At 59.5% G+C, this 12,867-nt stretch carries 15 protein-coding genes and 1 pseudogene; 8 read left to right on the forward strand and 8 right to left on the reverse strand.

The features are described from left to right. Positions 1-27: 27 nt before the first annotated feature. On the reverse strand, positions 28-492 hold the full coding sequence (locus FJ986_RS29580) for a group III truncated hemoglobin (RefSeq protein WP_140560703.1): 465 nt from the start codon (positions 490-492) through the stop codon (positions 28-30). 325 nt (positions 493-817) lie between these two features. Here FJ986_RS29580 and FJ986_RS29585 point away from each other — a divergent pair. Beyond that, positions 818-1,027 (forward strand): annotated as a pseudogene (locus FJ986_RS29585) (transaldolase family protein); the annotation flags it as partial. 256 nt (positions 1,028-1,283) lie between these two features. Continuing rightward, on the forward strand, positions 1,284-2,819 hold the full coding sequence (locus FJ986_RS29590; protein WP_140676801.1) for an FAD-dependent oxidoreductase: 1,536 nt from the start codon (positions 1,284-1,286) through the stop codon (positions 2,817-2,819). A gap of 1,141 nt (positions 2,820-3,960) precedes the next feature. Here FJ986_RS29590 and FJ986_RS29595 read toward each other — a convergent pair. The 3 genes from FJ986_RS29595 to FJ986_RS29605 form a co-directional block, all read right to left on the reverse strand. Beyond that, positions 3,961-4,581 (reverse strand): Tim44/TimA family putative adaptor protein, encoded by a 621-nt coding sequence (locus FJ986_RS29595; RefSeq protein ID WP_181165451.1) that lies wholly within the window; start codon positions 4,579-4,581, stop codon positions 3,961-3,963. A gap of 56 nt (positions 4,582-4,637) precedes the next feature. Further along, complete coding sequence (gene ctaD / locus FJ986_RS29600) at positions 4,638-6,233, reverse strand: cytochrome c oxidase subunit I (protein WP_140676804.1); 1,596 nt, start codon at positions 6,231-6,233, stop codon at positions 4,638-4,640. Positions 6,234-6,335: 102 nt separating this feature from the next. Then, positions 6,336-6,998 carry a 5-formyltetrahydrofolate cyclo-ligase gene (locus tag FJ986_RS29605; protein ID WP_140676807.1) on the reverse strand — a complete coding sequence of 221 codons (663 nt, stop codon included), beginning with the start codon at positions 6,996-6,998 and terminating at the stop codon, positions 6,336-6,338. Between the two features lie 126 nt (positions 6,999-7,124). On the opposite strand from FJ986_RS29605, the gene FJ986_RS29610 reads away from it, so the two are divergent. After that, on the forward strand, positions 7,125-7,970 hold the full coding sequence (locus FJ986_RS29610) for a LysR family transcriptional regulator (protein WP_140518333.1): 846 nt from the start codon (positions 7,125-7,127) through the stop codon (positions 7,968-7,970). A gap of 71 nt (positions 7,971-8,041) precedes the next feature. Next, on the forward strand, positions 8,042-8,587 hold the full coding sequence (locus FJ986_RS29615) for a DUF488 domain-containing protein (protein ID WP_140663427.1): 546 nt from the start codon (positions 8,042-8,044) through the stop codon (positions 8,585-8,587). Here FJ986_RS29615 and FJ986_RS29620 read toward each other — a convergent pair. From FJ986_RS29620 to FJ986_RS29635, 4 genes are all read right to left on the reverse strand, one after another. Further along, positions 8,520-9,155, reverse strand: a complete 636-nt coding sequence (locus FJ986_RS29620; RefSeq protein WP_140676810.1) for a nucleoside-diphosphate kinase — start codon at positions 9,153-9,155, stop codon at positions 8,520-8,522. The genes FJ986_RS29615 and FJ986_RS29620 overlap by 68 nt on opposite strands. A gap of 162 nt (positions 9,156-9,317) precedes the next feature. After that, entirely contained in the window at positions 9,318-9,782 is a 465-nt protein-coding gene (gene rnk / locus FJ986_RS29625; RefSeq protein ID WP_140525742.1) for a nucleoside diphosphate kinase regulator, read from the reverse strand. Positions 9,783-10,103: 321 nt separating this feature from the next. Beyond that, complete coding sequence (locus tag FJ986_RS29630) at positions 10,104-10,310, reverse strand: hypothetical protein (protein WP_140500693.1); 207 nt, start codon at positions 10,308-10,310, stop codon at positions 10,104-10,106. Positions 10,311-10,410: 100 nt separating this feature from the next. Further along, entirely contained in the window at positions 10,411-10,857 is a 447-nt protein-coding gene (locus FJ986_RS29635; RefSeq protein ID WP_246681850.1) for a hypothetical protein, read from the reverse strand. Between the two features lie 174 nt (positions 10,858-11,031). On the opposite strand from FJ986_RS29635, the gene FJ986_RS29640 reads away from it, so the two are divergent. From FJ986_RS29640 to FJ986_RS29655, 4 genes are all read left to right on the forward strand, one after another. After that, positions 11,032-11,553: a hypothetical protein gene (locus tag FJ986_RS29640; protein ID WP_140518337.1), complete on the forward strand. Its 522-nt coding sequence runs from the start codon at positions 11,032-11,034 to the stop codon at positions 11,551-11,553. Positions 11,554-11,564: 11 nt separating this feature from the next. Next, entirely contained in the window at positions 11,565-12,257 is a 693-nt protein-coding gene (locus tag FJ986_RS29645; RefSeq protein WP_140676813.1) for a CBS domain-containing protein, read from the forward strand. Positions 12,258-12,267: 10 nt separating this feature from the next. Next, positions 12,268-12,606, forward strand: coding sequence for a ferredoxin FdxA (fdxA, locus tag FJ986_RS29650; protein WP_140518339.1), 339 nt, complete (start codon positions 12,268-12,270; stop codon positions 12,604-12,606). Positions 12,607-12,611: 5 nt separating this feature from the next. Beyond that, positions 12,612-12,867: hydantoinase/oxoprolinase N-terminal domain-containing protein (locus FJ986_RS29655; RefSeq protein WP_281405519.1), on the forward strand; the 256-nt coding region annotated here is incomplete at its 3' end.

A 12,867-nucleotide genomic window follows, 5' to 3' on the forward strand; every position in this document is an offset into this window, starting at 1 on the left:
AGGAACCACTCACAAACCGGTCGTGCATCACAAGTCTCTCTCGACGATAGGTTCGATGCCGATCGTGGTCTCGCCGCCGTTGAAGGCGATCGCGAGACGGAAACTGTGAGCAATTCGCAGCGCGCGATCCATAAAAAGCGTCGCCACCTCGGCCGGGCAAATGCGACGCACCGTTGTCCGAAACAATATTAGCCAGCGACGGAAATGCGCCGCGCCGAGGCCGGCTATGACCAGGTGCGGCGGCAGTGGCCTGCCGTCGTATCGGGATGTCCGAAGTAGAGTAGCGGACCAGAAGTCACACATCTTCGCCAGATGCTGCGGCCATTTATCTGGCTCGATCCGATCGTGGAAAATGGGACCGAGAAGGTCATCACGGCGAATTTCGTCATAAAACCCGTGGACTACACCGCGGATCATTGCCTCGTCGAGTATGTTGGGCAATGGCACGCCGTCGACCACGATTGTTCTCTTGCTTCGACCGTTCGCGGTCATTCCGAAGCTCCTGTTTTCTCCGACGCAAGCTGGCTGAAGCCTTGGTTCGCTCTTCGATGTGATCCTCTATATAAGATATATTATCAATCTATCTTATGCGTGGCAAGACGCCGTGATGCCGCACCAGAAATGGGTCTGTCCGACCAAGCGGCGAATGACGAGCCCTGAATCCTAGGCATTTCCGAACTGCCTGGACATCACCCCAGGCCCGAGGCCGGAAGTATCTAAATTGGCGGGGAATTCCCGATGTGGCTCAGTTTCGAGAGTCGCCAACGCCTCATCAGATGACCGTGCCAGCCGGAGTCGCTCCCGAACCTGAAGTGTGATCTACGACAACGGCAAATCCTTCACGACGGAAATCCTGGCGTCCTCAATTCGCACTCCACTCCATGTCAAACAGGCGGCGATCGCAGGCGCGGATGTCGCGACCGTACCACCAGCGATACTCAGAAACCTCGCCAGACATCCACTCACCGACAAGGGCCTCAAGTCGTTTCTTGCCGACTGGGGAAAGACTGGGCAGGCGATCTTGTAGTTGTGCGCAGTGGAATCGCGGAGGGAAAGCCATCATGAAAACTGCACTCAACTATCGATTAAATTCGTTTGCATGATGTCCGCGAGAGCGGGAGACTGCGGTCTGAGCCACTCAGCCCAGTACATGACGCAGTCGGAATGTCGGCGCGGATAATGCTGAGAATCTGAAGGCGCACTAGCCAGGCAGAAGGTACCCCGAAGCAGTGTGCCGCTTCGCCGCACGAGCGGTTTTGACACGGATCGCCAAGGACGAGAATATGGCTGAAGCTGATACCAAATCAAACGGACCGGATCTGGTCCAGGGGATCGCGCTGTCCGACCTTCTCGATGGCGGAAAGCTTGTCGGCCATTGCGGCGACGAGCAGGTGTTGCTGGTGCGCCGCGGGGCCGAGATCTTCGCCATCGGCGCGACATGCACACATTACGGCGGGCCGCTCGGTGACGGTCTTGTGGTGTCGGATTCCATTCGATGTCCGTGGCACCACGCTTGCTTCGATCTGCGCACAGGCGAAGCCTTGCGAGCGCCTGCCTTCAATCCACTCGCTTGCTGGTCGGTGGAACAGCGCGATGGGCGGATATTCGTGGGCGAGAAACTCAAACGGACGGCGCCGAAGCCGCGCGGCGGAAGCGCGGGCGGGGTCCCCGAGAAAGTCGTCATTGTCGGCGGCGGCGCGGCCGGTTTCGCGGCGGCCGAAATGCTGCGGCGAGAGCAGTACCAGGGCAGCATCGTCATGATCAGCGACGACCATGCGCCGCCCGTCGACCGGCCGAATCTCTCCAAGGACTACCTCGCAGGGAAGGCTCCGGAGGATTGGATTCCGCTGCGCGGCCAGAAATTCTATTCAAAAAACAACATCGACCTGCGTCTCGATACGAAGGCCGTCGATATCGACCTGCGTTCTCGCGAGGTCATTCTGGCTGACGGAAGCAGGATTCCTTACGATAGACTGCTACTTGCCACGGGGGCCGAACCGGTGCGCCTCTCCATCCCCGGCGCGGATCAGCCACATGTTCACACGCTGCGCTCGCTTGCAGATTGCAAGGTGATCATCGAGCGAGCCACGACTGCGCGCCGCGCCCTCGTGCTTGGCGCCAGTTTCATTGGCTTGGAAGTTGCCGCAGCGCTGCGCGCGCGCAATATCGAAGTTCATGTCGTGGCGCCGGATAAACGACCCATGGAACGGGCCCTCGGTCCGCAAATGGGTGACTTCATCCGCGCACTCCATGAGGAGCATGGAGTCGTGTTCCATCTCGAGGACACCGCGAGCAGCATCGACGGCAACAAAGTGAAACTAAGCAGTGGCAACATGTTGACGGCGGATTTCGTCGTCGCCGGCGTCGGCGTGCGTCCGCGGACCGGGCTTGCCGAAAGGGCGGGGCTCACTCTTGACCGCGGCGTCGCCGTAAATGCCTTTCTGGAGACGAGCGCACCGGACATATTCGCGGCCGGCGACATTGCGCGGTGGCCGGATCCTCACACTGGCGAGAACATTCGGGTCGAGCATTGGGTGGTTGCAGAGAGGCAGGGGCAAACCGCGGCCCTGAACATGCTCGGGCATCGCGAGAAATTCGCGGCCGTGCCGTTCTTCTGGAGCCAGCACTACGACGTTCCCATCAACTATGTCGGCCATGCCGGGCAATGGGACGAGATTGCTGTCGATGGAGACATCGGTGCCAGGGACTGCCTGTTGCGCTTCAAGCGCGAAGGGCGCACGCTGGCTGTCGCTTCGATCTTCCGTGACATCGAAAGTCTAGGGGCGGAGATGGAAATGGAGCGCCAAATGGCAAGGTAGCAAGCGCTCTTGGGCACCGCGATCCGTAGAGAGCGCAACCCGTATGGCGCAGCGGTGCGTCGCTGTGACTGAAAGGAGTTCGACTTATGTCCACAGTGCAACAGGAACCGAGCACCACCAACGGATTGGACGCGGTTCATTCAAAGATCGTCAAGTTCGCTACCGGTGTGGCCAGGGAAGCGTCCGATGAGGCGCCGACCTCGGTCGAAATCTTTTCGGACAGGGGCCGCTGGTACTGCAGGGTCCGTCGCGGCGATGAAAAGACTCGGCCAATGGGTCCCTATTCCAAACAACAGGCTGAGCGGATCCAAGAGGCTCGGAGACTGTTGATTGCCAAAAGAGGCACCGCTCGGATCATGTTCGAGTAGGGAGGACATTCACAATCACGTCGGCCGGCGTACTTCTCACCACAACCATCGTTCATCATCGACTTTTTTGAAACTGTGCAGGTAGACCTCCGGCTTTGAGGGTTGTCGCGTTGTGAAGCCGCGTTGCGCGGCAGGGTGTCTGTTGACGTTTTCCCCTTGGCCAAGCCGGCATCGTCGCAGCGTCGCCAGAGGGCGCCTCTTCTGGCAATTTTCATCGTTCCACCCACCTGGTAGCCTGATCCTCCAGGCAGGACGGCCTGTCTTCGTCGCCTCGACCAACCAGGAAATTTCCGCAACAAGGTTCTTGTCGGATGGAAGGATACGCGTGAAGCCAAGCGTGCGATTACCGATGCCGTGCCCCTTTTTCAAATGGCTCAGGAGGTTGGTATAATCACGATCGAGGATGCCGCGACCGATGAAACCTGGAATAGCCTGAACGATGCGTCGCCTTCCATTCGAGCCACGGCGTAAGGGCGAAGGCTGACGTGTCTCCGGAAAGATCTGATGGTGGATCAATCGCTGATATGGCCGATGCGATGCATGCGGATCTGACCATATCCGGCGCCTGAGGCTACAGCAGGTTCAGGGAGTGGATCTTTGGCGGTGCTACCCGCTCGCGGCTTGAGAATGATCGACTGAACCGGTCATGCCGATTTGATCGTGATACACAAATCGTGGATGCACATTGTCAAAAGCTGAAATTCCGCGCGGCTCGAGCGCTCCGGGTTGACCTGACAAGGCTGTCAGGCAGGCATCGGATGAGCATGCACTCGTTACTCGCCTTCCGTGGCGATCAACATCCAATTGCGCTTTGTTGACGGGGTGTCACAGGCGAACGTCCACGTATCGATCACCTCAACGATCTGCTGGGGATCGCCGGCGACGATCGCATCGTTGGCCGAGCGTGTAACGCTGACCACGTCGGAAACGAAGCGAACGGCAATCTCAGCGGTGCCGTTCTCCGCAAGAGCGTCGACGACCTTTGCTTCCTTCGTGCCAATGAAGGTGAGTTGCAGCATCTCCCCCCGATCCCGGCGGCCGGCAATCGCTCGTCCGAAGATATCGAGCACTTCCGGCCCGACGAGACGCTTCAACGTTGGGATGTCGCTGTCCGCATACGCGCGCAGGATAGCTTCATAAGCCATATTGGCACCGGTCAGAAACGCGGCAAGGTCGAAAGTTGGGTCGATCTCTCGGATCGCATCCAAGCGTGTGTCCGTATAGGATATATCGTCGATACTGCCGGTTCGCTGCTCTGTCGGCGCATCGTCCTGCTTGGCCTTGTCGTTGCCCGAGCGCGGCAGAGTTTGGCCCCAACTGCCCAGCAATGCCCAATAAAACGCTATGATCGCCACGAGCAGGATCTGGTTGTTTGGATCTGTGGTTTCGTTCATGACGTTCTCCCGACAGAATGTCGAAGCAGGCGCCGGTTCGGAACCGGAGCTGAATTTCAGGCAACGCGCGGCAGCTTCTCCCATTGATGGAAGGGCGGCGGCGATGGCAGTTGCCATTCCAGCGTGGTCGCCCCTTCGCCCCAAGGATTGGCGCTTGCTGGGCGTCTGCGGCTGAAGGCCTCGGCAACCGCGATGAAGAAAACGACGAGCCCGGCCGTTGAGATGTAGGAACCGATCGACGAGACGAAATTCCAGCCGGCAAAAGCATCGGGATAGTCGGCGTAACGTCGCGGCATGCCGGCCATGCCCAGAAAATGCTGCGGGAAAAAGACGAGGTTGACGCCGATGAACATCAGCCAGAAATGCAGCTTGCCGAGCGTTTCGCTGTACATATAGCCGGTCATCTTCGGGAACCAGTAGTAGAAGCCGGCAAAGATCGCGAAGACTGCCCCCAAAGACAGCACATAGTGGAAGTGAGCGATCACGAAATAAGTGTCGTGGTACACGCGGTCGATACCGGGGTTCGCAACCATGATGCCAGTGACGCCACCAATGGTGAACAGCAGGACGAAACCGAGAGCCCACATCATGGGTGTCTTGAACTCTATCGATCCTCCCCACATGGTCGCCAACCACGAAAACACCTTCACGCCGGTTGGAACGGCGATGACCATCGATGCGAAGGCGAAGTAGCGCTGCGTGTCGACCGACAGGCCGGTCGTATACATATGATGCGCCCAGACGACAAAGCCGATCGCGCCGATTGCCACCATTGCATAGGCCATGCCGAGATAGCCGAAGATCGGCTTCTTGGCGAAGGTCGAGATGACGTGGCTGATGATGCCGAAGCCAGGCAGGATCATGATGTAGACTTCGGGATGGCCGAAGAACCAGAACAGATGCTGGTAGAGGATCGGATCACCGCCGCCGGACGGCGAAAAGAAGGTCGTCCCGAAGTTGCGATCGGTCAACAGCATGGTGACCGCGCCGGCGAGCACCGGCAGCGACATGAGAAGCATGAAGGCGGTGACCAGCATCGACCAGGCGAACAGAGGCATCTTGTGCATGGTCATGCCGGGTGCGCGCATGTTGAAGATGGTGGTGATGAAGTTGATCGCGCCGAGGATCGAGGAGGCCCCCGAAAGGTGGATGGACAGAATAACGAGGTCGACGGCGGGACCTGGCTGGCCATCCGTCGAATAAGGCGGATAGAGCGTCCAGCCGCCGCCATGGCCGAGCGTACCGGGCGCTCCCGGAACGAACATCGAGGTGATGAAGAGGATGAATGACACCACCAGCAGCCAGAACGAGATGTTGTTCAAGCGGGGGAAAGCCATGTCGGGCGCGCCAATCATGATCGGCACCATCCAGTTGCCGAAGCCACCAATCAGCGCCGGCATGAGCACGAAAAAGATCATGACCAGCCCATGGGCACTGACGACGACATTGTAGACGCCCGGATCGCCAAATATCTGCAAACCCGGTTCCTGCAACTCCATGCGGATCAACACGGAAAGCGCCGTACCGAAGACGCCTGCCATGATCGAGAACAGCAGGTAAAGCGTCCCGATATCCTTGTGGTTGGTCGAGAACAGCCATCGGACGAGAAACCGGGGCTTGTGATCATCCAAGGTCGAGGCTGGATTGGACATGATGTGCTTCCTGCTCTCCTCTTCCGGCAGGCAAGACGGCCTCAACCATGGACGGCACCTGCGATCCGCCGTCACACGGGGCTAGGTCTTGCCTGCGCTCTTTCATTCATCCGTGACGATCGCATCCATCGGAATGTCGTGCGGCTGCGGATAGATGGTTCGGATCCTGCTACGGGCGTAACCGACGCCGACGACGAGAGGCCGCCTGGGCGCCGCGGCCAGGGTCCGGTCGAAGAAGCCGCCGCCATAACCCAGGCGATAGTTAGCGTCGTCGAAACCGACAACGGGCGCGATGACCACATCCGGTTGGACGGCAGGTCCATGAGAGGGGACAAGAATATTCCAGACTCCGCGTTCGAGCGGGTCTCCCGGCCCCCAGATGCGAAACTCCAGCGGCCAGCCTTTCTTGATGACGACTGGAAGCGCAATCCGCCCGCCGCGCTCGATCACCTTTATCGCCCAGTTGCGGAGGTCGGGCTCACCGCGGAACGGCCAATAGCCGCTGACGATCCGCCCGCTCACCCGACCGACGGCCAGGTCGAGAACGGAAGCGATGCGTAAAGACCTCGCATTGCGTTCCTCGGCGTCCATCGCGAGACGCTCATCGATTAGACGCTTGCGTTCCGCCTTGCGCCATCGACAGACATCGGGCCATGCGTCCTGAACGGCCGGCTCAGTGCCGTACCCCGGGACAAGCTCATGCATAAAGCATGGTGGAGAGGCGTATTCTCTCGTCTCCGGACAAACATCCTCCTGATCAGACATCGCACGCTCCATATCCGTTACAGCGGAGACCCTCGCCTACGTGGACGTTGCGCTGCATAAAACAGGAAGGCAAACGGAATTAAATGCTGTATTGATGCAAGATTATTGCACTAATCGGGAACCAGCATGGACATCGACCGCGCGCGCACGTTTTTGGAAATCGTCCATTCCGGCAGCTTTCTGAGAGCTGCCGACCGACTCCACGTCACCCAGACCACTGTCAGCGCGCGGATACGCACGTTGGAGGAAGAGCTCGGACGTCAGCTCTTTGTCCGCAATCGCAATGGTGCGCAGTTGACGCAGGCGGGCCGGGAGTTCGAGCGGTTCGCGCAATCATTCGTGCAAATCTGGGAACGAGCACGCCACCAGCTCGCCATCCCATCGGGACGGACAAGCGTCGTTGCCCTGGGCGGGGAGCTCAGCCTGTGGAACCCGCTGCTGCTCGATTGGCTGGTCTGGATGAAGAAGGCCAGGCCGGAAATCGCCATCCAAGCCCAGGTCGGCGTGCCGGACCAGCTCCTCGAGCAGCTCAGGACTGGCGTTCTCGACATCGCGGTGCTCTATGCGCCGAAGCTGCTGCCAGGCTTCAGGGTGGAGCTCCTCGTGGAGGAGCAGCTCGTCTTGGTTCGGAGCACGGACAGGGACTCAGAGTTGGACGCCTCAAGGGACTATGTCTATGTCGATTGGGGGCCGCTGTTTGCGGCCCAACATGGCGCCAGTTCCTCTGCCTTCGGCGAGCCGGGATTAATGGTCGGCCTTGGTCCGCTTGGGCTGAGCTACATTCTGCGCGCCGGCGGAATGGGCTATTTCCGTAGGGGCGCGGCAGCGCCCCATATCGAGGCCGGGCAGCTGGAGGTCGTGGAGGGCGCGCCGGAATTCACCTATCCGGCCTATGCAGTCTATCCGGATGCAAGCGCGTCGCGAACCGACGTACAGGAGGCGCTACGTGGATTGAAGCAGGTGGTGAAATGACCGTGTTCTGTCAGTTCCAAATCACTGATCATGCGGCCGGAAAGAAATCCACCGCCATGGATTGATCGAACATGCCTTATCCGTTCCACACCATCGGCCACTCGACCCGGTCGATCGCCGAATTCGTCGCCCTGTTGCGGGTTGGCGAGATTACGCTCGTGGTCGACATAAGGACCATGCGGCGATCGCGGGCGAATCCGCAATTCAACAGCGAAACGCTGCCGGACAGCCTTGCGGATTTCGCGATCGGATATGAGCATATTGCCGAGCTTGGCGGCCTGCGCGGCAGGGCGCACGCCATTCCACCGACGCTCAACGCATTCTGGCTCAACCAGAGTTTTCACAACTACGCCGACTACGCGCTGTCAGCGGAGTTTCATGGCGGTCTGGAGCGGCTTGTGTCCCTTGGCAGGCAGCAGCGGTGCGCCATCATGTGCTCGGAAACGCTTTGGTGGCGTTGCCACAGAAGAATCGTCGCGGACTATCTGATCAGTCGTGGCGAGGCCGTTTTTCATCTGATGGGCCATGACAAGGTCGAGCCGGCGAAGCTCACCGACGGTGTGGAGGCAAGGCTCGACGGAACGCTTGTCTACCCGCTTTCCCAGCGTTCTGGATAGTCGAGGCCTCAGGCGGCCGACGGCCCCGGGCGTCGAACCCGTCGTTGAAAGCCGCCATGACGCTGTTTTCCGCTTTGGGTTGTGACTCATCAGAGTGAGGGGCGACGCGCAAAACCGGTCCGTTCGGTCGCCACGGGTCCGGCGCTGCATCCCCCGCCAGCTCCAATCTCTCCCGCCTTGCCGCTTCCGGCTGGTAGACCACTTCATGCACAGTCAGCGTTTCATGGCCGCCCTGCGCGGTCGGAATGGACATGGACTGACCTTCGGCCAGACCAAGCAGCGCCAGGCCGCGCGGGTTGGTGATCGGCAAAAGCATGCCAACCAGACCGCGCATCTCGTCATGTGCGACGATGCGGGTCTCGGCAGGGCCGTCGTTTACACGATAGGTCACTCGGGTGCTGAGCGTCACGACCGTTGGCGGAATGTCTTCTCGAAACATCACAATTGCGCTCGAAATCTTCCGTTGAAGGACAACGGACAAGGCATCGCCGCGGGGATGGCGCTCTTGCATCACTTCAAGAATCGTGAAGTCCTTGGTGGTCAGTTGGCAGCTATCGATAGTGGGCATGGTGCGTCTCCAAGACGGACCCGTGAAAGGGTTCCGGCGTCAAGCATTTGATCGGATGTGGAAGCTACCCCCTGTGCCGGACCAGAACAGGCCGGCGCAGGGGTCACACTCCCGCGATCAGGCTGCCTGCGTGATTGAGGAGACGGATGGAAACGCCCATGTCTAGGCGTCTGCCGGGATCGCCGAAGACGCTGGTGCGCGCCGATCGACTGCATCGCCGTCCGCAGCGGGTTGGCCTACGGCAAGCACCGACAGTTTGTGCCGGCGCCCATCGCGCGCGGTCCACATGATCGACTGTTCGGCCGAGAGGCCGATCAGGGCCGTGCCGATCGGCGTGAGGACTGAAACCTTGCCTTCGGAGATATCCGCGTCGCCAGGAAAAACCAGCGTGACTGTCTTGGCATTGCCAGTATCGGGCTTGAATGTCACCGTCGAACCCATCTGGACGGTGCCGGCGGAGACCGAACCATCGGCGACTATACGTGCCCGCTCGAGTTCGGCGAGCAGTTCATCGGAGGCCTCCGGATTGCGCGCGGCCACGGTGCTCGCAACCGCCGACAGACGCGCATGGTCTGACTGTGAGATGCGGATGTTCGGCTTGCGCCGGGTTTTCGTGTTGTCTTGCATTTGAATACTCATGCTTCCGCTCGGACCAGCCGCCCAGGGAGGATGCCGGAATCGAGCCAATTCGTGAAAATCTTGATGGAACGCCAATGCTCCGGAGGCTTGAGGTCCTGCGGAACCATCCCATGTGGGTAATCGCACCGCCCCTCGGCTCGGGGCACGCATGGCAGCCGAGCCGGGGGCTACATTCCCGCTATGGGGCAAACCCGAAAAAGAAAATCGCGACGAATTCTGACTGCGGCGTTCATAGGACCATAGTTGGTGAAGCAATCTGGGAAGTCAAGTCAGCCACCTCGGTGCAGTTTGGCGGGTATCAATCCTAAACTAGTCAGAGCGGGCGCCAAGCAACGTTCTTATCACCAGCTCTCTTCCGGCCCGGTTTATCCCGGTCCCGCTGGGTCTTTCTTCAGCCAGCCCGAGAAAGACAAGACGTTCGGCCAAGGCTTTCGATAGAGATGGGTAGGGTCCGCGGTTCATTCGCTTGAGTGCCGTCTGCTCCTCCTTGGTGAGATCGTCCCAGATAACTGTCATGAGAGCCATCTCCCTTGTGTGCACTATCAAGCCGATGCCGATCCTGGATTGTCCAGCGACGGGCTGCGACCATGAATTCATTGGGCCCCGAAGGTCTTGCTTATGGAACGGCATCTGTTCCGACAATGCCGCCTTCATTCTCCAGAACGCCGATCCGCTTGACTTCCGAGCGGTTGAGCTTCAGGCGAACGCCAATACCGCCGCCGTTCTCGGCAATGAAAACGGCGCTGGCGCTTTCAAGCGCGGTTTGCAGCGTGTCGCAGATATCTCGGTCAGGAAGGTTGATCCGGCGCTCGAATTCTTCGATGACCAGCGCATCCACGCCTGAATTGCCGGCGAGCTTTTCACGGGTCCATTCGACCAGTGCGCGAGCGGCACGGCATTGAGCACCAGTGATCATCCTCAAAATCTCCTTCTGGATCGCTTTGGGAGCGAATTGCCGCCTGCTGAAACCCAGGACGCTGGGGGTGCGACGGCCGCGTCCGTAAAAAATGCATATCGAATCCGAAAAGGAAAGGGTTGCGCCCCTCACCGCGATCGGAATCATGGTGCAAAATAATTGTGCTGAAGCGGCAATAAATTTCGTTTGTCTTGCAGATAAGGATGAGTGAAGCTCGTGCGTAGCGAAACGACAGATTGGGTGCCAGCCAGCAGGTCTCAACGCTAGGAGACTGTTTGGCGATATCGCGCGAAGGGCACCTTGGGCTCGGCAATGACAATAATGGACAGGCTTGAACACGATTTCGGCAGGATCCTTTCTGGCCCGGACATTCGGCGTCATGTCGTCGGTCGAATGGTATCTGCCAATCGCCCTGACGCAGATGACGGCATCCCAATCGTACCCGTGGATGACAATGCTCTCAAAACGCGGCTGCGCGAGGAACTGCTCCTGCAAGCACGGACCCGGCTGCCGATCACCTATGCAAGACTGGCCGAGAGCATGGTTGGTTCGGAAGCAACAGGCGTGATCCGGGGTGCACTCGAACAACTGATGGACGACGATGCGGACGAAGGCCTGCCATTGCTTGCGGCTGTTGCCGTGAACGCGCTCGATCCTGGTTTGCCCGCTCCCTGGTTCTTCCACAAAGCCGAGGACATGGGGCTGTTCGCTGGCGATCCGGCCGATCTGGAAGCTTACGCTTTCCATGCAAGGGAGTTTTGTCGCGCGATCCATCTCCATGCTGGCAACGGGCAAGGCTCAGGAACGACCTTGCCGCCGGTACTGCCGCCTGCAGACCGGTGAAGGAGAACGAAATGCTGATCGCCAAAGACGTCATGACGTCGCCGGTCATCGCGGTAGGGCCTGACAGTACGGTGGACGAGGTCGCCGGTATTCTTCTGTCGCACGGGATCAGCGCCGTGCCGGTGATTGATCGAGGTGCGCTGCTGGGCATCGTCAGTGAAGGGGACCTGATCCGCCGGGCGGAGATCGGAACAGCGCCGCAGGGCTGTTCCTGGTGGCTTCATTTGTTCACCAACAACGCGGTTCAGGCGGAAGGCTATGTCAAGTCTCATTCCGATCATGTGATCGACGTCATGACACAGCAGGTTGCGACGGTGGTCGAGAGTACGCCAGTCGCCGAGATCGCAACCCTGCTTGAGCATAATCGGATCAAGCGTGCCCCAGTGCTGCGCGACGGGCAGGTGGTTGGGATCGTCAGCCGCGCTAATCTGGTGCGAGCGCTGGTCATTGCCAGGAAAGGGTGGCGCGCTCCGGCCTTGCATGACGACAGCAGCATCAGGATGGAGATTGTCGATGCCTTGCTATCCGAATCGTGGCCCTCGAGTTCGGACGTGATCGTGAACAACGGCGTGGTCACCCTGTGGGGAACGTATCTGTCGGAGCAGGAGCGGAAAGCCTCGATCGTCCTGGCTGAAAACACCGCTGGCGTGCGGGCTATCGATGACCATCGCATTCCCCTCGATATGACCTACGGCTTGGTCTGAAGGCCACCGAATGACATTCGTCGTCACCGACAATTGCATCAAATGCAAATACATGGACTGCGTGGAAGTCTGCCCGGTGGACTGCTTCTACGAAGGCGAGAACATGCTCGTCATCCATCCCGATGAATGCATCGACTGCGGCGTCTGCGAGCCGGAATGCCCGGCGAAGGCCATTTTTCCCGATACCGAGCCTGGTCTCGACGATTGGCTCGCGCTGAACGCCGAGTATGCGTCTGCGTGGCCCAATATTGCGATCAAGCGCGATCCACCCGCCGACGCCAAGGCGTTCGACGGCGAAGCGGACAAGCTCGCGAAATATTTTTCGCCGGAACCTGGGTCGGGTGACTGATCAAAATGAACGCATATGCGCTCCAGCCGTCGCCACTTTATCTGGGCATTGACACTGGCGGCACGTACACCGATGCCGTGCTGTGGTCGGAATCCACAGGCATCGTGGCCAAGGCCAAGTCGCTGACCACGCGGCACGATCTTGCCGAGGGCATCGCCGGCGCCGCAGACGCTGTTTTGTCCGAGGCAGTCATCGAGCCCAGCGCGATCAAGCTCGTCTCGATGTCGACCACGCTGGCCACCAACGCCCTCGTCGAAGGGC

Source organism: Mesorhizobium sp. B1-1-1 (assembly GCF_006442955.1).
Classification (GTDB): Bacteria; Pseudomonadota; Alphaproteobacteria; order Rhizobiales; family Rhizobiaceae; genus Mesorhizobium.